Source organism: Eubacterium sp. 1001713B170207_170306_E7 (assembly GCF_015547515.1).
Taxonomy (GTDB): Bacteria; Bacillota; Clostridia; order Eubacteriales; family Eubacteriaceae; genus Eubacterium.
Genome location: NZ_JADMVE010000002.1, coordinates 260,664 through 285,028, shown reverse-complemented (window position 1 = coordinate 285,028; position 24,365 = coordinate 260,664). Strand labels below are relative to the sequence as shown.

Here is a 24,365-nt window from a genome sequence, read left to right as displayed (position 1 = left end):
TTATACCAAAAAATCCAGCATACACAGCGCTGTGACTGCCTCCACTACCGGGCAGGCCCTCAAAACAATACAGGGGTCATGTCTTCCCTGAATTTCGATCTCCGCATCCTTTTTGGCCGCCATGTCAATGGTCTTCTGCGGCTGGGCAATGGAGGCTGTGGGTTTAAAGGCCGCCCGGTACACAATGGGCATCCCGTTGGTGATCCCACCATTAATACCCCCGTTATTGTTAGTGACGGTCCTGACCCTGTCACCATCCATATAGAAAGAATCGTTGGCCGCAGAGCCGCGGAGTCCGGTAATGCCAAAGCCCAGGCCAAACTCAACACCTTTAACCGCCGGCACTGAAAACAACAGCGCAGACAACCGGCTCTCGATCGAATCAAACAGCGGATCGCCCACTCCGGCCGGCATACCGGTCACATAACCTTCGATCACGCCGCCCACAGAATCCTGATCCTTAATGGCGTCGAGAATCTCATCCTTCATTGGCTCCTCCAGTGTCTCCGTATACAGCGGAAACAAAGGGTTTTCATAATGGAGCGCGGCGTATTCTTCGGCCTTCAGGTCTTTTTTGTCCTGGACACTGCCGATGGATAAAATCCGGCTGCCAATTTTAACCTCAGACGCAAGCTGGGCCAGAGCAGCTTTGGCAACCGCGCCGGCAAAAACGATGGGTGCTGTCAGACGTCCCGAAAAATGTCCGCCGCCCCGGTAATCCTGAAAGCCGTCGTAGCGCACCCAGCCGCTGTAATCAGCGTGGCCCGGGCGCATGAGATTCTTGGTGCGTGCGTAATCCTTCGAGCGGGTATTGCCATTTCGGATGATCCCGGTAAGCGGTGTTCCCGTGGTTTTGCCCTCAAAAAAGCCGCTGACAATTTCCACCTCATCCGCTTCCTTACGGGGAGTGGCCAGACGGCTGCTCGAGGCGGCCCGGCGTTTCATTTCCGTTTCAACTTCGCCCAGGTCTACTGCCACACCAGATGGAAGCCCGTCGATGGTCGCCCCGATGGCCGCTCCGTGGGATTCACCAAACACCGAAACCTTAATCTTATTCCCCCAAATCGAACTCATGAATAATACCTCCCATTTTTCTGAAATCCTTCCAGAAATCCGGATAGGATTTTCGCACGCTCTCGGCACCTGTTATCGTAAGCTTATCCTGACAGGCAAAGCTGGCAATGGCCGCCGCCATGGCAATCCGGTGATCGTTGTGACTGTCTACCACGCCCCCGGTAAAATGTCCGACGCCCTCAATGGTCATACCTTCAGGATGCTCGGTGATCCTGGCTCCCAATGTGGTCAGCACCTCGTTCATGGCCGCCAGACGGTCCGATTCCTTAAAACGCAGGCGGGCAGCGCCGACAATCTCCGTCGTACCCTGGCTCAAGGCCGCCAGCACAGTGAGCACCGGCACTAAATCCGGACATTGAGAAACATCCACCACAGCGCCGTGTGTACGGCCCGGTTCAGCTGCATAACCTGTCCCGGTCTGAGAAACGCTGCCGCCCATGGATTGAATAATCTCAACAATCGCCTTATCTCCCTGAGATGACGCCGGCTGCAAATCCTCACAGTCAATTTTATCGCCCAAAATGCCTCCCACCAGCCAGAAAGCACCCTGAGAAAAATCACCCTCAACCCGGTAATCCTGAGCTTTATACTGTTGGTTTCCGGCTATGCGAAACAGCCGGTAGTCCTCGTTAGCCACAGCGATGCCGAATTTTTCCATAACATCCAAAGTAATGTCAATATAAGGCCTAGATTCCAGCGGCGTCGTGATTTCAATGACCGAATCGCCATTGAGCAGAGGAAGCGCGAATAACAGCCCTGTGATAAACTGGGATGAAATGCTGCCGTTCAGACGGTAAGTGCCGGGCTTCAGGTTGCCTGTAAAACATAAAGGCAGCTCCTGGCCACCTGTCTCCTTCCGGTAAGTGATGCCCTGTTCCTCAAAAATATCGTAGTAGGGCTGCATGGGCCGGCAAACCAGCCGTCCGCGGCCAATGACGCGGGACTTTCTGGCCTTTAACGCCAGCAGCGGAATGATAAAGCGCAGCGTGGAGCCGGATTCGCCGCAGTCAATGGTCTTGCCCTCGGTATCCGGACAGCTTACACCTGTAATGGTCAGCGTATAACGCCCGCTCTCGTTTTCCTGATATTTAATTTCCGCTCCCAGAGTTTCCATGGCCTTACAGGTGGCAGTAATGTCTTCGGATAAAAGGATATTGGTAATCACACTGGTTCCCTGCGACAGGGCCGCACACATTACCGCGCGGTGGCTCACGCTTTTGGATGGCGGAATTTCAATGACGCCGCCCAGCTTTTTAGGAGTAATTTCGACTTTTTTCATGCTGTCCCTTTCTACTGAAATAACTGAATGGCCTGGTCCTTATGAATTTTAACGATCTCTGCCTTGCCAATTTTAGTGATGATACAAATGTTTAGAACGTCGTTCTCAAATTTTTTGTCTGAATATAAGATATCCTTGACCCGGTTTAAATCCATTTCCGGCATTTCGTAGGGCAGACCATAGGTTTCCAGGATCAGCTGAAGGTTGCCCAGGGTTTCCGGCGCAGTGATGCCTTCACGTACGCTCATTTTGGTGATCTGGTACATACCGATGGCCACCGCCTCACCGTGGGAGTATTCCTTAAACTCAAAATAGGATTCGATGACATGACCGATGGTGTGGCCGAAGTTAAGAACACGGCGCAGTCCTTTCTCTTTTTCATCGCTCTCAACCACGTTGCGCTTGATCTGGACACACTTGGCTATAATTTCCTCCATGTCCTCCAGCAAATCCTCCTGGTATTCAAAGCCCATGAGACGCACAAAGAGCTTTGCGGAGCTGATACAGCCGTATTTGACCACCTCGCCCATGCCGTCGGTCAGGTAGTGGTCGTCCAGTGTGTCCAGAAACTTAGGGTCAATAATCACTGCCTTGGGCTGATGGAATGCGCCCACCAGGTTCTTGCCAAAGCCCAGGTCTACCCCGACCTTTCCGCCCACACTGCTGTCCACCTGAGCCAACAGAGAAGTTGGAATCTGGACAAAATCAATGCCGCGCATAAAGGTCGCCGCGCAGAACCCCGCCAGGTCGCCAACCACACCGCCGCCCAGGGCCACGATGGCGTCGGAGCGGGTGATACCCATATCCATAAGCTGGTAGTAAATTTCCTCAACCTGAGCCAGGCTTTTGGATTCCTCCCCAGGGGGAATTACAATGGTGTATACAGACGCGCCCAGACTTTTCATCTGCTTTTTAACACTGCTCAGATACAGCTTGGCGACATTTTTATCGCTGATAATGACAATGCTTCGGTAACCGCCGAAGATTTCATCCATCTCAAACAGATGCTCCTTCAGGCCATTGCCAATCATAATTTTGTACTGATGCTTGTTTTCAGTCGTACAGGTTAATTCCTTCATGGTTTCACTCCTTTATTTATAAAATACTGTATGCAGTTTCGCTGATTTGAATAATTATTATATCATACTTTTACTAAAGTGAGCAGTCAACCTTACCGTAAAGCATTTCAAACTTCCGGTTATTGCCTGCAATTTTTATTACAATTATCAAGAAAGCTTCAAATTAAAAAAACTCCGTTGCATTTTATGGCATAATCCGTTATGATAAACATATAAGCAACCAGGTTGACTATAATGTTATTTACCATTTACCGCGGGTATATAAATTAAAACAAAATAAAAAAGATCTCAAGCGATTTACTTATAGAAAGGAGTCTTTACTATGTATGAAGAACCTAAAGGACCAATCGAAACTCTGGAAGAAGACCTTGAAAAAACCATCAAACACTGGTGGATGTTTTTAATCCTCGGCATTCTGGCCATCGGCATAGGCATCTGGCTGTTTTTCACCCCCTTACAGGGATATGCGGCGCTGACAGTATTCTTTGCCTTAACCTTTTTAATCTCGGGGCTTGCCTCCATTTTTGTCACCATCTTTAACCGCAAAGCCATCCCGGCCTGGGGCTGGAATCTGGTATCCGGTATACTGATGCTGGTGCTAGGGATTATTCTAGTGGCAAACCTGAACCTCTCAGCTGATGTGCTGGCGTTTTATGTGGCCTTCGCAGTGATGTTCGGCGGATTTAATACCATTGGCTACGCCTTTACCACAAAATCTCTTGGCGACAGCGGCTGGGGCTGGAACCTGGCACTGGGCATTCTGGTCGTTATCCTGTCCATCGTGCTTCTGCTTCACCCCGTATTCACAGCACTGACCATCACCATCTGGACAGGCATTGCCTTTGTGAGCCTTGGCGTTTCATTCTGTATGCTTGCATACCGTTTATCCAAAACCAACAGCCTGCTGAAAAAATAGACTGTCATAAAACCCCGGAACTAATGCTGCATTGGTTCCGGTCTTTATCATAGTTTTAGTAAGAGAGGTATTATGATGAAAAAGGAAAAAAAGAGTAAGAAACCGGCTGACAAAAAGAATTCAAAGAAAAAGAATGATAAGAAAAAAGAAATTCTGAAAACCGGAGAACCGCAGAAGGAAAAGCCTGCTGCCGCCTCCAAGTCCAGGACAGATCTGAGACAGGCGCTGGCCGGAATCGCGGACCAGTATCATCTTATTGAAGATCTTCCACGTTTCTACGGCGGGGAAATCCCCCTCTATATTTCCGAAACCAGTGCACTCCGTGTCATCGGCAGCACCCCCGGCCTTAACCTGACTGCCATCGCCGCGGCGCTGGACGTCTCGAAAAGCGCTGTTTCCAAAAGCACCGGAAAGCTCATGGAAAAAGGACTGATTACCAAGGAGCGCGCCCTGCGTGAGGTAATCTTTAACCTCAGCGAGCAAGGCCAGACCCTCTACGACCAGATGAGCCGTGACGAAAAACAGCTCTTCAAAGGTCTGGATACCTACCTGAAGGCTCTGAGCCCGGCTGACGAGAAAATAATATCCGCTTTTTTGGCCCATGTCAGCCAGGACCTGGAAAAAGCCGTCAACAAGCTCAGAGAGCCTCTGGACGCCATCGACGAAAAATAAACCAATGCCTTGGCCCGATTGATTGAGATCGGTGCAGATCTGCACCGATCTTTTTTCTTTGCCTGTTTGTATTTTTTCTGAAAACAATGCCTTTTTGAGAAACTTTTGAGGATCCTCATATTCTATAATGGAAAGGTAAATGGGACCAGCCTATGCGTCTGGTTTAAAAAGAAAAGGAGTAAAGATATGCATATTAAAAATTATTTATTTCTTTAAGTCTTGGCCTTGTATTGCTCGCTTCCTTTGGAGCGCCAGCACTGGCCATAACTTTGGAAGAGGATCATCCTGTGGGTGTGATGGAAATTTCAGGCCGCTTTGTCTTAAGGTATACGGTAGAGATTCCCGCTCCAGCAATACCGGCGTGATCTCTGCCGTGTTTGAAAATTCGACAAGCAATCCCTGTTACTTTAAGCTGCATCTGGTTTTCTCCGATACCGGACAGACCATCTGGTCCTCAGAAAAGTTCACCCCCCTGTGGCCAGTTATATCCCACCGCCCGGCGTTTACAAGGCCGAGCTTCGATATTCCAATACCAGTCTTGACGACCTGAGGCCCCTGAACAGTGTGATCACCAAGACAAAACTGACGGTTCAGTAGAAACCGCTCTCCATTTTGATCAAAGTCTTTTGAGTCACAATAATTTAGTCATAAATGCCCATACCTGGTTTTGATATTTTTTTAAAATTGGCATAGCTGTATCCTCAAGGCCAGCCTGGACGGAACAGACAGTATTTCGATATTTTGTCTCCGCTAAAGGGACTACCATCGGTAATTCACTCTGCTCCTCTGCTGTTCTCGAGCGTTCTCCGGCATTTGTGTAATCTGTATTTTGAACAACATATTCCAGTACTGCTTTGTAGTTATTCAGATCAACATCTGACATAACAAAAGGATTTTTATCAAAATTAAATATATAGTTACCACCCGGCGCCATAATATCTATAAGTTCCTTTACTTTATCAACGCACTGCTGTTTTGTTGCTGTTTTGAGATAAGTGACCGGATATAAACCTGAAAGAATATGTTTTTTTCCAAGTTTATCCTTAATCGTTTGTGGGTCACCATATTCAAAACAAAAACGTGTTCCTTCAGGCAACTCCACTAGGTAATCCAGATAACGTGTCCAATCTGCTTCACAAAAGATATAGCATGGCTGCCCCGCATTATGAAAAGCCTCTACCAGCCTGCAAAAGGACGGCCAGTAAAACTTATCGAATTCTTGGCTTCTCAGATACGTTGCCATATGTAGCGGCATGAAAGTCTGTCCATATTTATTCGGGTTGGACGGCAATCCTTTTTCAAAAAGAAATGGCAGTATCGCGTTGCAGGCTTCAGCAATCTTTTCGGGGCAGCGCTTGATATCTTTTGTAATTCCTGTAAAACCGCGTAAAAAGTCAGCAAGATAATCAAAAGGTGCTGTAACTCCCCCTAAAGAACCAACAGGGGGAGTAAAAAATGTATGCTCTTCCCTCAGCTTTTTAATAATGGCAGCATGTTGATTCTGGTAATCATTATGAGCCAGAAGTGCTTGAGCAAACGCAAGGGTTCTGCCAACACTATCCTTTTCCCAGCTTGTAAAAAGCTTTGGAAAAACCGTTTCAATAATAAAATCCCGCGGATTATTTATAAAAGCAACGTAATCCTCTGGCTCCATGCCCACCACCTCAGGATGTTGCATAAATCCGCTGTCCCCCATGACATAAGTTTTGGCGCCTAAAAGCGTAAGATAGGCAGGATAACGCGGTGTCCCCAACGGAACAGACTCCAATGGCAGTTCACTGCAGAGCTTATCGGCTGCTTCGTAAACACCTTCAAGCGTCCACTGTGTTTCTCCAAGCTTTAGACCTCCGTATTGAATACAGAATTCTAAGGGCAAAACTGCACCTACAGGAACCCGTTTTGGAATAATACCATCATATACATCCGTAAAATTTTTTTGTATCACATCTGTTTTCATTTTTTTCCCTCTCTAATCATTTAAACCAGGCCGATAAGCAGCCAGTATGGTACAACAACTGCCATCATGAACACAATGGACATTGCCATTTTAATACCACATATTTTCATAAAGTCTTTTGTGGCAATTAAACCAAAGGATACATAGAAAAGCGGAAGCGCCCACTCATATGGGAAAATGACTTCTGCTCCAGCTGCCTGAATCGTATAAAACACTGCAAACGGATTAATCCCAAGTGTCATACCAATTTGGGTGAAAGCAAGGGTAAAGGTCGCATATATAGCCATTGGCGTCAATGCAAAATTAGAAATAACACAGATAATCCAAATAACCGCAATCATAACAAAAATATTGCTGCCGGACATCATTGGTAAAACTAAGTCTGCGATGATCTTTCCAAATCCCATGGCATTAGCCACCGCACCGATGCTCAGACAGGTCGCTGTAAAGAAAATCATGGAAAAATCAATTTTCTGAATATCTTCTTTGGTTCCCACATTAAATCCCGGAAGATACATAATACAGCCAGCCAGTAAAAATCCCCATGAAATATCCAGCTTATGTATGCCTGAAGTCAGCATATAAACCAGTAAACAAAGACTGATAATTACGCCTTTCTTTTCATCTCGGGTCATTTTTCCCATTTCTTTCAGTTCTTCAGATACAAACTCCATTTGATAGACTGTTTCCTTTGGCTTGCAAAAACGGCCAATTGTGAATACAACAATCGGAACCCAAAGAACAAATGGAATATTGTGAATAAAATAATCCAAAAAAGAAATGGATGGATTCGTAATAGAAGCTGCCATATTTGGAATAACCGCAAAGGACGGATTATAAATAAACTGCAGCGGAATATAGGCAGAGAAAAATCCCACCATCATAATACCGGCTGATTCTTTGGATTTACCCAGATTGAGCGCTTTACAAATACCAAAAGTTAAGCCTGCAAGTGGCAAAATAGCTTTGCCTGGCGCTAACAGATTTATGGCCAGACCTGAAAGCATGATACCTATCAGCAATCCATAATAGGATTTACCTGTTTTTTCAATGATCCAATAGGCAACGCGTTTTAAAAGTCCAATACGAATTAATATATTTGCAAACAAAAATCCACCAATAAACATCCAGGGAATTGTGCCAAACCATGGTGAAAAAACCACATTTGCCGGCGCTAGGTTTGCAAGGATATAAAATACCGGAAGCATCATTGCCGGAATTAAATTTGGCAGCACTTCAAAGGCAAACATCAAAATAGTACAAAAGGTTGCTGCACTAAAAAGTCTTATCTGCCATGTGAAAATATCATTAGCTGGTATTAATAGGATAATAACGGGTACCAAAATAATGATAACCCATTTAACCAGCTTTGCATTTGCCTGTAATTTACTCTTCATTTTATTCTCCTTAATTTTAAAGTTACAAACTCCTTAAAAGCATATTCATCAGCATCGTGTCGTATTTGTTCAACTGTTGATTCATCACCTCATCCATAGCTGTTGTATCCCCCGTTGGATAATAGTTTTGAAGATATCTGGTCTTAAGCTCGGGAATACTTGGACAGGTTACAGCCCCATAGCTTTTCTTTTCAATAGCCCGATCTCCCACATTTGTGTATCGCGCATTTTTGGCCACATAATCAATTACTGCAATATAGTTATCAAGATTAATACTGTTCAAGCTCAGAGGATTTTTATCAAAACTGAATATATAATTTCCTCCTGGAGCCAAAATATCAATATATTCCTTGGCTTTATCAATACACGCCTGTTTTGTTGCAGTCTTTAAATATGTCAAAGGATATAAACCGCTGATAATATGTTTTTTCCCCAATGTGTCTTTAATTTTCTGTGCGTCTCCATATTCAAAAATTAATCGTGTCCCCGGAGGAAGCTCGTATAAGTAGTCCAGATAACGCATCCAGTCATTCTCGCAAAATAATTGGCATACCTGTCCATGACAGTACAAGTAATCAATAAATTTTTTCAAAGATGGCCAATAGATATCCTCAAAATCCTTTGGCCGTATATATCCTGCAAAATGCAATGGAATAAAGGTGGATCCCAAGTACGAAACATTTTTCGGAAGCCCTCTGAAAATTTGAAATGGCAGCAATGCCTCACATGCCATGCTGATTTTTTCAGGGATTCTTCTCAAATCTGACGAAATACCTTTGAACCCTCTTAAAAAATCGCCGAGCAGATCAAAAGGGGCCCGAACTACTGCTGAAGAACCCGCAGGCGGTGTGAAAAAACCATATTTCTTACCTAGTTTTTGCGTAAGCTGTCCAATCTGTACCGATCTTTCATTAAAGGCCGAAAATGCCTTTGCTAAATTAACTGAACGCATAGCTGCATCACAATCCAGCCCTTTAAACATACGCGGTAAAACCTTTTCCATAAAAAAATCTATCGGAGCATTAATAAAGCTGTCATATTCCTCGGACAGTAAAGTAACACAATCCGAATGTTGAATACTCCCGGAGGATGTCACTTTGTATCCCTGTGAATCAAGAATTTTAAAAACCGCTGGATTTTTTTCTTCCCCACCGACCGGCATTGTGTCTGTGTTAATTCTTCGACAAAGCGCATCATAGGCATGCTCTACGCCTTCAAATGTCCACTGAGCTTTTACTGTTGACAAACCTGCATAATCAATACAAGCTTCAAACGGTAGCTTAGCTGAAATCGGGACCCTCTCTGGAATTCGTCCTTCATAAATTTCTTTAAAGAGTTCTGTTTTAGAACTTATCATCATATTACCACTCCTTTTTAATTCCATGAATAAACAACTAATTACGATATATTGCGCAATATATTCTCTTTATCATCGGATATTCTGTGAAATTTCTTTCTTTTTCTGAATTATACTTAACCCAAAAGACAAAAGCAATGGTTTACACCCTCTTGTCAATTAAAGAATTTGACAAAAAACTTGACGGCAGATATAATAGAAAAAACATTTAATTTGAGAGGCCACTAATCATTAACCCTTGGAGTGGTAAGGTCTGCTTATGAATAATTATCCACCTTCACACCTGTTTTTATTAATGGAGTGCTTTCGCACACGTATAAAAGATCTTGCTGAGGTCCTTCATGTTAACGATTCACTGGTCAGCAAATGGCGCAATCACAAACGCCTTATCAATCCAAAATCTCTTTATGCGGACTTAATCTGTCAATACTACCTTAAACTCGATCAAAAGAATAATTTTCACACAATCAAAACACTATTATCCGATGACTACGAACAGATTGAAAACACCGAAAAGGATATTCTTCCAGGCCTTTTAAAAAAATGGCTGACCGATGTTCCAGATCAACTCGACGATTCGAAAATCACATTGGACTCGAGTAGTTATACCACCCAAATATCTATTTATCATTTTGACAGTGGCCGTGAAAAAGCTGTTTTAAGAATGCTGGAAACGTTGAAAAACCTACCGCCAAATCAGGAGTTTCTGATTTTCGACTGTGAAGAGAACTCATGGCGTCAGGAAGAATCAAGCTTTTTAGAAAAAAGAAAAAAACTATTGTATGAGGTTATTAATCGACATCATCTTAAAATCATTCATACTTTCAATGCTAAATATGCGGCTTTAAAAAACCTTTTTTTACGGGATATCAGTCTAAACTTAAACTACAAAGTTGATACTCATTATATCCCTCTTCAGCTGGTACCTAATTTTTTATCAGATATGTTAATTATAAAAGATAAGGCTGCCTTAATCTGTCAATGTAATGAGAGATTTACCGTACAGCGTTATGCTGAATATCACTCAGATATTCGGACGGTTCGTTATTACCAACAATTTTACAATGATCTTCAGTCAAAAAGTATTCCTATTTATGCACAATATCATCTTGACCACTACGGAGATATCCTCGGCTTTTTAGAAGACAAGCTCTGCATGGAAGGGCGCTTATACTACATTTCCTCTTTGCCATTTCCCTTCAATACCGATATTGAAAATCTTTATAGCTATAAACTCAATACGCAAGATACTATCCGTATTTGGGAATCGGCACTAAACCAAGGTTCAGTCAGGCATATTTACTGCATAAAAGACATTGAAAATTTTGTAAAAACTATACAAAAGAGCCCTATGCCAAAGGCACAGGACTTACTCAGGGCTTTTCTTAATCAAATTGACATTCTCATTAAGCTCGCTGAAAAATCTGCTGAATATGAAATAGCACTCCTTAATGAATTGCCCAAAACAGAAGGAATCAGCCCTATATTTTTAATTAAGGATAACCGTTATGCCCTCGCTTATAAATATGAAACGCTGACAGGAAACTTTCATGCACTTGTTTCCGAGGATTCTACTGCTGTCTTTGTTTTGTCCCAATATTATGATGATTTTTGGAGTAGTATTCCCTTAATTCAAAAGAATAAAGAATGGGTTATTCATAAACTAAGAGCCGTCTTCGATCTTTTTCGGGAATAGTCAACATCAATGTATATGATACATTTTTCATTTTGTCACAATTTTGCCATAATCACCTTCTATAATAAAGACAAGATAGAAAATAAGGAGTGATTCAAATGAAAATGAACAAAAAAGTAATCGCTGGTTTTATGGTTGGCGCTGTGCTGCTCACAGGCACCACAGCTCTGGCAGCCGGAAACGGCGGTCGGTTTATGCAGGAATACGGCGCGCAGCACACCGCGGTCATATGTGATACAGACGGCGACGGTCTCTGTGATGCGACCGGAAATCAGGTAGGCGAGGGCAGCTGCACGGGCAATGGTAACTGTCTGGCAGCGCCAGTCACAGGTACGACTCCAGCCACGGATGTTGACAACAGCATATCCGACACGGCTGTACCCACCACTACAGGCCATCACGGTTACGGCGACACGGATGGGGACGGCTTTTGCGATATGACCGGCAATCCAGTAGGCGACAGCTGCCCGAACGGGAGCGGAAATGGTCCTCGGGACGGAAGCGGCCATCACGGCGGAGGACGGCACTGCCGCTAGCCTGCCTGTGTATTCAAAAAGGCCATGGTCCTGCATAATACGGGGCCATGGCCTTTTTTATTTTCCAGTTTCCAGTTCCTTATTATAGATCAGGGTTTCCTTTGAATAGACATGCCGTTCATAAACCTTAGTGCCGGGTTTCTCAAGCTCGCGCATCAAAAACTGATAATAAGCCCCGGGTGTCACAATTCCCGGAATGGCCGGCTTGTCAAAACTGGTGTTCTCAAACAGGGAATCTGCTACCTTGACACAGTTAGTATCCACAGCAAAGTAGGTCTTGAGGGTCCCTTTTTTAAATTTATAAAAAATCGCGTCATTTCCCTTGTATATCTGATCTGCGATGTCACTATAGTCTTTTTCGGGCAGCAGCCCCTGTTCCATAAGCTGGGTATCGCAGTACCACTCCTCCATGTTCTCCCGCATAGTCTCAAAATTCTTCTTAATCTGCAAAAGCTCTTCCTTCTCAAAGGCCACTTTAAAAGCGATGAGCACCTTGTCATCGTGGAAGGCAGACTGCTGGAGGTAGCGTTCCCGGTTGCACTTAAACAGAACCCCGTCGCTGATCACCCCAAACAGACGATAGCTATGGCTGTCGAAGTTACCATAGGCCACGGCCTCATCCCCTAATATCAAGTCCACATGGCCGAAGGACTCCATGAATTTCTTGGATAAATGCACTAGAATTTCCACATTAAAGGGCGCAAGTCCCGCTGCTTTTTCGGGAATAGATACATTCTGCTCATGAAGATAGGCGTTGGCATCCTCCGAAGCCACTTTAGCGTCATATTCCTTGAGCAGACGTCTTGGCAAAAGTCCGCCGATAACAGGCGGAATGGAAAAGCGCAGTTTCCGCTGCATTTTCCTGGCCGTCGCCGACATTTTCTGCTGGGTTGACTCCTCATTAAAGGTATCAAAAATCATGGTAAAGCCATACCAAAGCACGTAGATACCCGCCACCAGGCCAAAGCCGATGGCGTTCAGACGGTTGTTGACCAGCATGAGGACGCCCGCTACCAGCGTGATCACGCCATTGATAAAATAAACGCCGTAGTTTGGCGCGCCGTCTCTAAAATAAGTAACAGCCGACATGAAACGGATAATGGAATTCAAGATAATCCACCCGGCAAAGATGTCAGGAATCCAGCGCACCACCTTAAACCGCAGGATAAAAAAGGCAACGGCAAAGCAAAGGTTGACCACAGCCTCCAGCACCTCACCCTGTCCTTTGATTCGTTTTTTATAAAGCACTGCCACCAGATTCATAAACGCGATGATCAGTAAAACCACAGCGATCAACACCACCAGATCGATGATTGAGGTCTTTGGCCGCAGAATTAAGAACATCCCGGCTCCTATAACCAGAAGTCCGGCCAGAAGGCCGATGAGCTTTTGCGCAACCGTTTTTTCCATTCCTTTTCCCCTTTTTCTGTAATATTCTTATTTTACCGCCTTTCGACCGGCCACGCAACTAAAAAACCCGTGGCGCTGCATTTTGCAGTACCACGGGTCATGTTTTTTATTTTTAGTAGGTTTCAACAAACAGCTGGAAGTAAGAGCGGTCGTGCTTACATGCCGGGCATACCTGAGGCGCATCATTGCCTTCGTAAATATAGCCACAGTTGCCGCATTTCCATCTGACATCACCAAAGCGTTTGAATACTTTGCCCTGTTCGATGTTAGCCGCTAATTTTTTATAACGGGTTTCATGGGCCTTTTCAGCGACACATATCTGAGTAAAAGATTCTGCGATGTCGTCAAAGCCTTCCTTTTTAGCGGTTGCGGCGAAAGCGGGGTATAAGTCTGCCCATTCTTCTTTTTCACCGGCAGCGGCATTGATCAGGTTGCTTTTGGTATCGCCCAATGCTACAGGATAATCCGCGTTGACATTCAGCATCATGGCTTCACCGCCTTCTAATTCAGCAGCCATATATTTATAGAAAACTTCAGCATGCTCTTTTTCATTTGCTGCAGTTTCCAGGAAAATTTCCTGAATCTGTACATACCCTTCTTTTTTAGCCTTTGAGGCAAAAAATGTGTAGCGGTTGCGCGCCTGGCTTTCACCTGCAAATGCCTTCATTAAATTTGACAGGGTTTCCGTACCTTTTAATCTTCCCATTGGTAAATTCCTCCTTGATTTTGATATTGTTCGTTTCTTTATTATAACGCGATCTCAGTAAAAATTCAAATTTTTTCACCCGCTAATTTAGAATTATTTTATTTTTACTTAATATGCTTAATAAAATCTACCAGGGATTCGGCAGCGACAAAGGGGCCGTCCTGCTCAAAACCGGGGATTCCCAGTTGGGTACGGATCACACCGATTTTGATGCCTTTTTCTTTCATGCGTTTAAAATAATTTTCCGCAATCTTTTCGTGTTCGCTTTTGAGCTGTACAGCACCGAAGGGATTCGCAAAATAGGTGGTGGTGATACCAACCTCGCCGGTGGTTCCTTTGGCCATGCGCTTTCCCTCTGAGAATACAGCCAAAGCAGTGTCCAGGTCGTCAAACATTTCGATGGGCGCGTGCGCATCGTCGATTTTTTCATAGTTGTTAATGTAGAAAATATAATCAACTGGAGTAGAAGCTGAGATTTCCTCATAGGTCATCTGGGGTACGATTACCCGGGCGTTAACGATGTTGGGATTCATAAAAATTGAGCGGTCCATGGTGCTGTAGGCATAACCCGGCTGGAGGTCGTCCAGACGGACAAAGGCGCCGATTTCAGTCCCAACGGCCATGAGCTCATCCTCCTTGTTAAAATGCAGGGAGCCCATGTCGTCGATGAGAATGTCCACGTCGCAGCCCAGCTCTTTCGGCAGCTTGTGAATAGCCTCCAGCGTTTCGGACTTGCCAGCGCCGCTGTCGCCAACCAGCATGATATTGACTGGCTTTTCCCCGGCCAGACGGATTTTGGCAAAAGCGCCGTGGATTGGCAGCCAGAAGTTTTTGATCTGGATGATATTGTGCAGCGTCAGGATCATTTTCTTCATATAGCCAAAGTAGTCGATATCCGGATCGTTTGGCAGCATACCATAGTAAATGCCATCCTCCTTCACCACAAAGCCGCGCATTTCGTCCTCGTCAAAGAGGCTCTTGTCCAGCCCGAAGAAAACTGCACCGTCTGGCTTTTTGTGCAGAAATTCCTCTGGTGTCGCCAGCTCGAAAAGGTTGAAAAGGCCTGCGCCCAGTTCCAGAAAATCCTTATGGCAGTAAGCGATGATCAGCAGACGTCCGGCTTTTACCGGGATCGCGTACCAAGATTCGGAATCCATATAAAAGCGTTCCAGAATTTTCTTGTCTTTTTTAATGGGGAATACCCCGTTTCTTTTGCTGGATTGAGTATAAAAAATGACCGGCGGCTCAAAAATAGCTTCCCATACATAGGGCACACGGTACAGAGAGTCATTTTTACTCTTGATATCATTTGGAAAGTCAAAGTGGTCAACCAGGAAGGATACCTGGGCGCCGGAGGGCAGCTGGCGGTAAATACTCAGGCTTTTGCCGGTAACATTGTAGAGAATATTACGGTACAGATCCAGTACCAGCTTTTTCAGAGACTCGTTGTTTGAGGCCAGTGAGTGGGCTTTAGAGCGTTTTGCGCCATCGTCCGGATTATAGCTTTCATTTTTAACCATAAAACGCTGGATATTACGCCAGTAGTTGTAAAATCCCTCGAGAAAATCCAGCATGATGGCGGTGTATTCGTCCACCCCGTACTGAATATCAAAATAGCCGCTCCGCATAACCTCTTTCAAGGACTTCATGTTAAGCAGAGTTACAAAATCACGAAATTTTTCCAGGTCAAAGGACTTGTTTTCGTCCCGGAAGGGGATAATCGCCTTCAGCTTTCTGGAATGACGGATTTCCAACTCATTCACAAAAGTGGTAATCATTTTCCCAAAGGTTTTAGACTGTAAAACCCGGCTGACATTCGTAAACTTCAAATCGCCGTTGATAACAATACTGCGATGTACATTCATATTTTCCATAGATAACTTCCTTTCTGTCTATCCTTTTACTATTTCAACCAGCTCCATCATGTGGTCTACCACAGCAATGGCTCCGGCTCCGAGCAGCTCCTCGCGAGTGCCATTGCCAAAGGCGACGCCGGCCGCGTCAATACCGCAGGCGTGAGCACCTTCGATATCGTAGTAGCGGTCTCCCACCATAAGCACTCCGGCCTTTTTCTCAGGTGTATTGTAGCCATAATCCTCTAAAAAGGCATTGATAATCTCAACCTTGTTGGTGCGTGTGCCGGCTGTGTCAGGCCCGTACACATGGTCTTTGGCAATATTGACCCCGGATTTTTCAACGATCTTCCGAGCAGTGGGCTCACCTTTGTTGGTACAAATACCAACCCTGCAGCCAAGCTCCTGCAGCGCCTCCACGGTCTCAGCCGCCCCGTCAAAGAAAGGATCCCTGTACATACGGCCGTGTGTCACGTATTCCTCCTGGTAAAAGTCGTGGCCGCGCCAGCCGTCCGCCTCGCTGTAGCCGTAATATTTTGTAAAGACCTGTTCAATGGGCGGTCCGATGAGGGGTTCGATGTCCTCAATTTTAGGCTCAGGATACCCCAGCTTTTCCAGCGCGTACTCAAAGGAACGCCAGACCCCCTCCTTGGAATTCAGCAATGTGCCGTCCAGGTCAAACAATACGCAATGATACTTCATGAACGCCCTCCTTTAATTGTCCCATTGGGATGAAAATAATCCCATCATGAGTCTGCTTCTCAGTATGACTGTCTTTCATTATAATACAAATGTCTCTCAAATAAAAGCTTTTCTTGGCTGAAAAAGGTTTTCAGCTTTGCTTTTTCTCAAATTACCCGTGCAGTCTATTGCTTTTTGTACTATAATATTATGCAGGAATGAATCCATTTTTCACCATTTATCCTGTAAGGGATGAGAGATACAGAAAGGAAGCATAACATGCAGCAGATTCACGACAACATTTTAGAAACCATCGGACGCACCCCCATGGTGCGTCTTAACCATTTAAGTCCAAACCCAAGGGTTGAGATCGTCGCCAAGGTGGAGGGCTTTAACCCGACCGGCAGTATTAAGGACCGCATCGCCCTCAAGATGATTGAGCAGGCTGAGGCGGAAGGCACGCTGACAAAGGATAAAACTATCATCGAGCCCACCTCAGGCAACACAGGCATCGGTCTGGCCATGATCGGCGCGGTCAAGGGCTATGATGTGGAAATCGTCATGAGTGAGGCCGTATCCATTGAACGGCGTAAAATGATCCAGGCCTTTGGCGCCAAGGTCACCCTGACAGCCCCCGATGAAGGCACCGACGGCGCGATCCGCAGGGTTCGGGAGCTGCTGGCCGAAAACCCGGACAAATATTTTAACCCGAACCAGTTCAGCAACGAGTACAATAAGCTGGCCCACTACACCACCACCGCTGAGGAAATCTGGGAGCAGACCGAGGGAAAGGTCACACACATGGTTTCATCACTGGGGACCTCTGGTACCATCATGGGCATTGGCATGGGCCTTAAATGCCACAATCCTGAGGTGCAGATCGTGGAGGCGCACCCCGTAAAAGGGCATTATATCCAGGGGCTTAAAAATATGGAGGAGGCCATTGTTCCCGCCATTTACGATCCGGATAAAATCGACACCCACATCATGGTGGAATCAGAGCTGGCCTTTGACTTTGCCCGCCAGATCGTCAAAAAAGAAGGCATTTTTGTGGGCATGAGCAGCGGCGCGGCCCTGTACGCGGCCTGTGAGGTTGCAAAAACCCTGGATTCAGGTCTGATTGTCGTCATCTTCCCCGACCGCGGCGAAAAATACTTAAGTACGGATTTATTTAAGCTGTAAGCCGCCTGATTTACTTTTAGGCTTACTGGAAATGTGGTATAATAAGATCAAATTGAAAGCAGGAGGTTTACAATGATTGCCATTATTATTATCATTGCCATTATCGTCATTCTTGCCCTTATTGTAATGGGCAGCTACAATGGCCTTGTTAAAACGAAAAACCAGGCGGAAGAAGCTTTTTCCACCATGGACGTGTATATGAAAAAACGGTACGACCTGATCCCCAACCTGGTGGAAACAGTCAAGGGCTATGCCGGCCACGAATCCCAGACACTGGAAAAGGTAACCGCTGCCCGCAACGCAGCCATGACCGCTTCCTCCATTGATGAAAAACTGAAAAACGAAAACGCCCTGAGCGGAACTTTAAAGAGTTTGTTCGCTGTTACCGAATCCTATCCGGATCTCAAGGCTAACACCAACTTCATGGATTTGCAGCGTCAGCTTCAGAACATTGAAGAAGACATTGCCAACTCGCGCAAATACTATAACGCTTCCGTGAAAAACCTGAACAACAAAATTGAAATGTTCCCGGGCAGTATCATTGCCGGCATGTTCCATTTTGAAAAGAAACCTTATTTTGAAGTATCTTCTCAGGAAGAACGTGAAAACGTCAAAGTACAATTTTAATCAACGGACAATTAAGCCTGGAGAATTGAGAATTAAAAGAATAAAAGCTTTAATTCTTTATTCTCCTTTTTACATTCTTCTCAAGGAGGTGCACCTATGAAAAAGAAATTGCCTGTACTGGCGGCGCTCATATTGCTGCTGGCGCTTGTGTTTCCCGGGACTGGACTGGCCAGGGAATACTTCACCATCGACAGCTACGACGTGACCATGAACGTACAGGAAAACCATGCCTACGACGTCAACGAAAAAATCAACGTCACATTCAGTCAGCCACGGCACGGTATTTACCGCTACATTCCCTACAGCGGCAGCTTTTACCGGGATATTGACGGCAAGGCGACAGAAACAAGCTACAACGCCCGTGTCTCAAACATCAGAGTTTCGGGCTCCGATTTTGAAACAGACAGCGAGAACGGGAGTAAAGTTATCCAGATTGGCGATGCCGACAGATATGTGGACGGCAACCAGACCTATAACATTTCCTACACCTGGGACCCGGGAGATGACCATATCGACCAATTTGACGATGTTTACTTTAACATTATTCCCCAGAACTGGGATACCACCATTGAAAGCGCAACCTTTACCATTAATATGCCCAAGGAATTCGACGCCTCAAAGGTCGAGTTTATTACAGGCAGCTACGGCGGCACCGTGACCGATGCCGTGAGCTTCACTGTCGATGGCAACACGATCCACGGCACCCTCAATCAACCATTACAGCCCAACGAGGGCGTCACCCTCAACATCCGCCTGCCGCAGGGCTATTTTGTGGGCATGCGTACCGGCAACGAATGGCTGCCGGCAGTCTACATTGTTTCCGGGCTGTGCCTGATTCTGGCAATTATCCTGTGGTTCCGCTACGGACGCGACCAGAAACCGCTGGAGCCTGTCATGTTTTACGCGCCCGATAAGCTCACACCAGCTCAGGTTGGAACCATCATCGACGGCAAAACCGGCAACGAGGAAATCCTGTCCATGATTATGTATCTGGCGGACAAAGGTTATCTGACCATTGAGCAGACCAGTAAAAAGAACTTCAAATTCGAAAAGGTACAGGAGCTTCCAGCCAATGCCCTAAGCTTTGAGCATACGGTTATGCGCGCTCTTTTCCCCAATGGACGCACTGTTTCCAGCATGAAGGATCTGGAGGATACCTTTTACGAGGATATGCAGGTGGCCAAAGCTGAGGTCAGCGGCTTTTTCGCAGAGCCCCAGAACAAGCTGTTCACTTCCGGCTCCAAGGCGGCCCAGGGCTTTATTCACCTGGCCTGCTTCCTGCCTCTGTTCATTTTCGGCTGCGCCGTGGGCTATAAAAGCGAGGGCTTCTTTGACGTGTTTATCGTGCTGATTATGGGCTGCCTGTTTGGAGTTCTTCCCTTTGCAGGACTGACCTTTTTATCCCATACCCTTGAGACTCGCCGTGGTATGACCGCCGGCTCCTTCACCGGAAAGATGGCTGCCGGGGCGCTTATCTCCGCTGTGCTGCTGATCATTGTTCTGGCAGCAGGAACGGCGACCTTCGGCTCGATTCTGCCCCCGCTGGCGGCAGTGATTGCCGCAGTCGTTGCCGGATTCCTGAGCGCCTTTGCCACCAAGCGGACCCCTCAGGGCAACAAATGGCTGGGCGAGACCCTCGGCTTTAAAAACTTTATCCAGACCGCAGAGCTGGACCGCATCAAAACCCTGGTGGATGAAAATCCCAACTATTTCTTTGATGTGCTCCCCTATGCCTACGTGCTGGGCGTCACAGACAAATGGGCCAAACGGTTTGAAAGCCTGGCGATCGAACCGCCATACTGGTATAGAACCTATGATTCCTACAGCATGTTCAATACGATTTATTTCACCAATGCCCTCATGCACAGCATGAACGCCATTTCAACCAACATTACCGTTCCCCCGAACTCCGGTTCCGGCGGCTTCGGCGGCGGCGGTTTCACCGGTGGCGGCGGCTTTTCCGGCGGCGGTGGTGGCGGTGGTGGCGGCGGAAGCTGGTAAAAGCACCATCGTTCCCACCCCTTATAAAAAGAGCTTCGTGACCTTGCGTTTTCGCGATGTCACGGGGCTTTCTTAATTTCTGTCTTTTTCGTCGCGTCCACTTTTGCACTTTTGATGTTATTGGGGGGTATCATTAAGGCAATCACCATAAAGGGAACAACTTATAAAAAAAGGGGGGATTTTATGATGAAACTCAAACGTATTGCCACGGCCCTTCTGCTTCTGATTTTCTGCCTGTTCTCACTGGCGCTAGACTGATTCTTCTGGTGATGGTCGTTCTCCTCATACGCCGCCATCACATTAAAAAACGTAAGGTCTGACACAAAAAAACACCATGAAGGCTTAAAGCTCCTTCATGGTGTTTTTTCGTCCCTTAATACATATTATGAATGACCTCAGCCGCGCACAGGAAATCCTCGATATGGAGCTCACTTCCGTCGTCCAGCTCCACTCTGCCATGAAAACGACCAAATACCTGGTGCTGAATACTCCTGACCGCCAGCAGATTGATATTGGCCCGGCGGTCAAGCTTTGGCGTAAACCAGCCCTCAAAACGTCCGTCGTTCGAGGTTACGCGCCAGGGCTCCATAAAGCGATACGCATCCTTGTCATCCCTTGGGATCAAAAATGCGATCTCATCCAGCTTGTGCGCCTGGTTATCATAAAAAACCATATTTTCGCTGGCGCTGCTGCGGTCCGAAAAGCCGTAGCCCAGGTTAAAGCCAAAGGGCTTTCCCTCATGCCAGCCGCTGCCCGTGCCCCAGTACCAGGTATTGTTATAGGTCCAGACGCCGCGGCCCCAGTCCAGCACCCCCATGGTGCTGTCCGGTAAAAAGTGGATTCTTTTATCCCCTAGCTTTATCCAGCCACTGGCGGGCATACAGTTGATCTTCTGGTTATAATAAAAGGCCGTTGGCTTTTCGGACCAGGGTGTGGCAATACACATGGTGTCCATGGACGGCTGATAGAGCAGAATATCTACTTCCAGTCCACGCCCCTCCCAAAAATCCGGGAAACGGCACTGGATACGCCGCCGGTTCTTTTCCGTGGTGTAGGATAAATGGATTCTGGAATGGCAAAACTCGCCATCCCCCTTATCCGAATGGACGCCGAGGCCGTATTTGCCCCCGGGCAGCGGTTCCACAATAGTTTCTGTATGCTCTGTCCAGTTTTCATAATTAAGCAGGGATACACTCGCCATACCCGCATAGCCTAAATCCGACAGGGTAAAGGCCACCCCCTTCTTCTCGTCGCCCACCAGATAATAATCCCATTCCTTCCGCCTGAACCAAGGCGCTGCGATGTTTTCCCGGTTATAGTCCCAGACCAGCTGTTTTGCCCAGCCCGGCTCCTGAACTATTCCCTACGCATTCAGCAGGGGCTGTGGTGTTGTGACTTCATGCTGCACACCCATTTTTTCACCTCATTATCTGTAATCGTATTATATTCATTATATCACATGTATCTTAATAGCCCAACACCCGGTTATGGCCATGTACAGAGCCTTGTCCGCCTGGTTGATAAGCTGCTCAAGGCCCGGTCCGTCACGGCCATCTCTACCAAGTAACCCACGCTTACGTTTACACTTATATTGCCTAAACCAGCCGATATCCGCCATAAACGCACAGTTAATGCCTGCTCAATAATCTCCGTCAACCAGTACCGGCTTTACAGATAAGGTCAAAGACGTGTCGAAAACAAAAAACTACCTTGTTGCACTAAAAATCACATAAAAAACACCCCCAGTCCTGGACCAGGGGTATAAAGGGAGAGTAATTTAAGGGAGATGTAAATTCTGTAAGAGGTATGTGTGTTCGAGAATATTTATACCCGGGGATCGAGTATTTAAACACTATATACTCAAAACTGATTTTAACCTCAATCTATGTTACACCAATTTTTTAAAGACATCGCTGGTATCGGCAAATCCTGCCCCCCTCATCATACCGTTCTTCCTTAACCACCATAAGGGCTTTTGTTATCAACATAAACTTTTTCTCCTTTTTCTATGATTCGCTATAATCAGCTGGCGGCCCCAAAGCCAATTCCGCAGAGGTGCCCTTTACATTCGTTACATGCCTCTGCAAATCAGCTTTTAATGATTGTTTTTATTATATCAGGACATACTCCTCGAAAGCGCCTCAAAATCCGATGTATTTTCAGAACAAACACAAATTTGCACTTTTTTGTCAAATTCTTTTTCTTTTTAATGATTTATTTTTTAAATGGGGCTTTTTTGTTGCGCTTTTGTTGTTCTTCATCCTGTAAAATAAGACTATCATATTGATAGAGAGTGAGATTTATGCATGTATTAGCAATCGACGATGAACGGCTGGCTCTTGAACAGCTGATCTTTTCCTTAAAAGAAACCCTGCCAAAGGCACAGATTCACGGCTTCATTAACCCGGAGAAAGCGCTTGAATTTGTTCAGACGCTGAATAAGGATTCAAAGCATCCTCTGGATTTAGCCTTTCTGGATATTATCATGTCGAGGATGTCTGGCCTGGAGGTTGCCGCCAGATTGAAAAAAATCTTTCCGGAGGTGCGTATCATTTTCGTGACGGGTTACTCGGATTATGCCTACGACGCCTTCCGGCTCCACGCCAAGGGTTATATCCTGAAGCCGGTCAGCCGGAAGCTGATCCAGGAAGAATTAGACAATCTGGACTTCCCGCAGGAGGCCGAGCGCCGGGGAAAGCGGGTGCAGATCCACACCTTTGGCACCTTTGACATTTTTGTAGACCAGAAGCCCCTGAGCTTTTCGCGCAGCCGGGCCAAGGAGCTGCTGGCTTACCTGGTGGACCGCCAGGGCAATGGCGTCAGCCTCTCCAATATCTGCGCGGTTCTGTTTGAGGACTCTGCGGGTACCAAGGGCAATAAAAAACACGCCCAGAATGTTATCTCAAGTCTGCGCCGTGCGCTTGAGAGTGTGGACGCTGAGGATATCCTCATCAAAAAATGGAACTATCTGGCGCTGGACACCAAAAAGGTAGACTGTGACTATTACCGCTTTCTCAAGGGCGACATTGACGCCATCAACGCCTTTCACGGGGAGTATATGAGCAATTACAGCTGGGCTGAGTTTACCGCCGCCTTTTTGAATCAGAAAAGCACCCGGCACAAAAACAGACAGAACTGAGAAATCCCGCGGAAGCCGCAAAATACGGCGCCACGGGATTTTTAATTAAAACCCTGACGTTCCTGGCCCAGGAGCCAGCGCCACAGAACCATGAGCAGCAAAATCAGAAGAAGACCGCCGGCCGCCAGCAGGACCGAGCTCTCTGAGGCCAGGGAGATGCCAGTGATCAGCCCGGCCGGGCCGTCCGAAGCCATGCTCAGGTCAAGGGCGCACCGGGTCTCGGAGCCTGCACAGCCGCCCTCTGCCGTCCGGTAACGGGCAATGAGGGTGTAAGTGCCGGACTGGGAAGGATAACCGCTGCTCTCTGACTTCAGCCTTATTTTCGCGGCACCTGCCTTTACCTCTGCCGCACCGATAAGCCGCTCGGTTTTGCTGTCGTCATCCACCAGGTAAAATTCCACCCGGCCGTTTTCTACCACTGTCATGGACTGGGCACAGACCTCCGCGTTCACATAGAAGGCCTGTCCCAGCTCGGGAGACGCCGGACTGATGCTCATCAGTATGGAGGTCTCTACCGGGTGATTCATGTCCGCTGCCCATACAGCATGCATTCCGGCCAGGAGCAGCAGCGCTGTCAACAGCAGTGGTATTTTTCGTATTTGCCCAGTCATTCTACTCATTATCCAGGGACTCCGCCCCTCTACGGCTGGCCTTTTCCCGGTTTTCCTTCTGCGGCGCAGCGCTTCCGTTCTGCTCCACAACGCGCTGCCCCCACGCCTGTATGTTCTGCCAGCCGGTTATTTTATGGATGATTGTTTTCCGGATCATTTTGCCACACCTCCTTTATGTCTTTTGTATTTTGG

The 24,365-nt window shown here is 46.5% G+C and carries 22 protein-coding genes; 9 read left to right on the top strand and 13 right to left on the bottom strand.

Translation table 11 applies throughout. From position 1 onward, the window contains the following. Genes aroC through aroB form a run of 3 tightly spaced genes read right to left on the bottom strand, consistent with a single transcriptional unit; the run spans position 1 to position 3,432 of the window. Positions 1-1,074 (bottom strand): chorismate synthase, encoded by a 1,074-nt coding sequence (gene aroC, locus I2B62_RS06650; RefSeq protein WP_195268206.1) that lies wholly within the window; start codon positions 1,072-1,074, stop codon positions 1-3. Continuing rightward, entirely contained in the window at positions 1,052-2,353 is a 1,302-nt protein-coding gene (gene aroA, locus I2B62_RS06645; RefSeq protein ID WP_195268205.1) for a 3-phosphoshikimate 1-carboxyvinyltransferase, read from the bottom strand. The genes aroC and aroA overlap by 23 nt, the downstream gene beginning before the upstream one ends. Positions 2,354-2,364: 11 nt before the next feature. Beyond that, the gene (gene aroB, locus I2B62_RS06640; protein WP_195268204.1) at positions 2,365-3,432 is read right to left on the bottom strand and encodes a 3-dehydroquinate synthase; all 1,068 of its coding nucleotides are present in this window, start codon (positions 3,430-3,432) and stop codon (positions 2,365-2,367) included. 322 nt (positions 3,433-3,754) lie between these two features. Between aroB and I2B62_RS06635 the strand changes: the two genes are divergently transcribed. The 3 genes from I2B62_RS06635 to I2B62_RS20630 all read left to right on the top strand — a co-directional run bounded on the left by I2B62_RS06635 (position 3,755) and on the right by I2B62_RS20630 (position 5,617). After that, on the top strand, positions 3,755-4,348 hold the full coding sequence (locus I2B62_RS06635) for an HdeD family acid-resistance protein (protein ID WP_195268203.1): 594 nt from the start codon (positions 3,755-3,757) through the stop codon (positions 4,346-4,348). Positions 4,349-4,420: 72 nt separating this feature from the next. Next, complete coding sequence (locus I2B62_RS06630) at positions 4,421-5,020, top strand: MarR family transcriptional regulator (protein WP_195268202.1); 600 nt, start codon at positions 4,421-4,423, stop codon at positions 5,018-5,020. A 474-nt stretch (positions 5,021-5,494) separates the two neighbouring features. Beyond that, entirely contained in the window at positions 5,495-5,617 is a 123-nt protein-coding gene (locus I2B62_RS20630) for a hypothetical protein (protein WP_279354778.1), read from the top strand. A gap of 34 nt (positions 5,618-5,651) precedes the next feature. On the opposite strand, the gene I2B62_RS06625 is transcribed toward I2B62_RS20630, so the two are convergent. Genes I2B62_RS06625 through I2B62_RS06615 form a run of 3 tightly spaced genes read right to left on the bottom strand, consistent with a single transcriptional unit; the run spans position 5,652 to position 9,734 of the window. Next, positions 5,652-6,977, bottom strand: a complete 1,326-nt coding sequence (locus I2B62_RS06625; protein ID WP_195268201.1) for a uroporphyrinogen decarboxylase family protein — start codon at positions 6,975-6,977, stop codon at positions 5,652-5,654. Positions 6,978-6,997: 20 nt separating this feature from the next. Continuing rightward, a complete protein-coding gene (locus I2B62_RS06620; RefSeq protein ID WP_195268200.1) occupies positions 6,998-8,374 on the bottom strand; it encodes an SLC13 family permease in 1,377 nt (458 codons plus the stop codon). A 22-nt stretch (positions 8,375-8,396) separates the two neighbouring features. Next, on the bottom strand, positions 8,397-9,734 hold the full coding sequence (locus I2B62_RS06615) for a uroporphyrinogen decarboxylase (protein WP_195268199.1): 1,338 nt from the start codon (positions 9,732-9,734) through the stop codon (positions 8,397-8,399). A gap of 256 nt (positions 9,735-9,990) precedes the next feature. Between I2B62_RS06615 and I2B62_RS06610 the strand changes: the two genes are divergently transcribed. Next, complete coding sequence (locus I2B62_RS06610; RefSeq protein ID WP_195268198.1) at positions 9,991-11,427, top strand: hypothetical protein; 1,437 nt, start codon at positions 9,991-9,993, stop codon at positions 11,425-11,427. Positions 11,428-11,525: 98 nt separating this feature from the next. Then, on the top strand, positions 11,526-11,963 hold the full coding sequence (locus I2B62_RS06605) for a hypothetical protein (RefSeq protein WP_195268197.1): 438 nt from the start codon (positions 11,526-11,528) through the stop codon (positions 11,961-11,963). Between the two features lie 57 nt (positions 11,964-12,020). On the opposite strand, the gene I2B62_RS06600 is transcribed toward I2B62_RS06605, so the two are convergent. The 4 genes from I2B62_RS06600 to I2B62_RS06585 form a co-directional block, all read right to left on the bottom strand. Further along, the gene (locus I2B62_RS06600) at positions 12,021-13,373 is read right to left on the bottom strand and encodes a DUF308 domain-containing protein (RefSeq protein WP_195268196.1); all 1,353 of its coding nucleotides are present in this window, start codon (positions 13,371-13,373) and stop codon (positions 12,021-12,023) included. 112 nt (positions 13,374-13,485) lie between these two features. Next, the gene (gene rbr / locus I2B62_RS06595; RefSeq protein WP_195268195.1) at positions 13,486-14,079 is read right to left on the bottom strand and encodes a rubrerythrin; all 594 of its coding nucleotides are present in this window, start codon (positions 14,077-14,079) and stop codon (positions 13,486-13,488) included. A 104-nt stretch (positions 14,080-14,183) separates the two neighbouring features. Further along, positions 14,184-15,953, bottom strand: coding sequence for a hypothetical protein (locus tag I2B62_RS06590; protein WP_195268194.1), 1,770 nt, complete (start codon positions 15,951-15,953; stop codon positions 14,184-14,186). An 18-nt stretch (positions 15,954-15,971) separates the two neighbouring features. Further along, entirely contained in the window at positions 15,972-16,634 is a 663-nt protein-coding gene (locus I2B62_RS06585) for an HAD hydrolase-like protein (protein ID WP_195268193.1), read from the bottom strand. A gap of 258 nt (positions 16,635-16,892) precedes the next feature. Here I2B62_RS06585 and I2B62_RS06580 point away from each other — a divergent pair, with 258 nt between their 5' ends. From I2B62_RS06580 to I2B62_RS06570, 3 genes are all read left to right on the top strand, one after another. After that, complete coding sequence (locus tag I2B62_RS06580) at positions 16,893-17,795, top strand: cysteine synthase family protein (RefSeq protein ID WP_195268192.1); 903 nt, start codon at positions 16,893-16,895, stop codon at positions 17,793-17,795. Between the two features lie 72 nt (positions 17,796-17,867). Further along, a complete protein-coding gene (locus tag I2B62_RS06575) occupies positions 17,868-18,422 on the top strand; it encodes a LemA family protein (RefSeq protein ID WP_195268191.1) in 555 nt (184 codons plus the stop codon). Positions 18,423-18,518: 96 nt separating this feature from the next. Then, complete coding sequence (locus I2B62_RS06570) at positions 18,519-20,423, top strand: DUF2207 domain-containing protein (RefSeq protein WP_195268190.1); 1,905 nt, start codon at positions 18,519-18,521, stop codon at positions 20,421-20,423. Positions 20,424-20,796: 373 nt separating this feature from the next. Here the strand turns inward: I2B62_RS06570 and I2B62_RS06565 are convergent, their stop codons facing one another. Further along, the gene (locus tag I2B62_RS06565; RefSeq protein ID WP_347707800.1) at positions 20,797-21,783 is read right to left on the bottom strand and encodes a DUF2804 domain-containing protein; all 987 of its coding nucleotides are present in this window, start codon (positions 21,781-21,783) and stop codon (positions 20,797-20,799) included. Between the two features lie 942 nt (positions 21,784-22,725). Between I2B62_RS06565 and I2B62_RS06560 the strand changes: the two genes are divergently transcribed. Continuing rightward, complete coding sequence (locus I2B62_RS06560) at positions 22,726-23,562, top strand: response regulator (protein ID WP_195268189.1); 837 nt, start codon at positions 22,726-22,728, stop codon at positions 23,560-23,562. Positions 23,563-23,603: 41 nt separating this feature from the next. On the opposite strand, the gene I2B62_RS06555 is transcribed toward I2B62_RS06560, so the two are convergent. Together I2B62_RS06555 and I2B62_RS06550 are read right to left on the bottom strand one after the other, a co-directional pair. Continuing rightward, the gene (locus I2B62_RS06555; protein ID WP_195268188.1) at positions 23,604-24,182 is read right to left on the bottom strand and encodes a hypothetical protein; all 579 of its coding nucleotides are present in this window, start codon (positions 24,180-24,182) and stop codon (positions 23,604-23,606) included. After that, on the bottom strand, positions 24,175-24,330 hold the full coding sequence (locus I2B62_RS06550) for a hypothetical protein (protein ID WP_195268187.1): 156 nt from the start codon (positions 24,328-24,330) through the stop codon (positions 24,175-24,177). Before I2B62_RS06550 ends, I2B62_RS06555 begins: the two co-directional genes overlap by 8 nt. Positions 24,331-24,365: the final 35 nt, after the last annotated feature.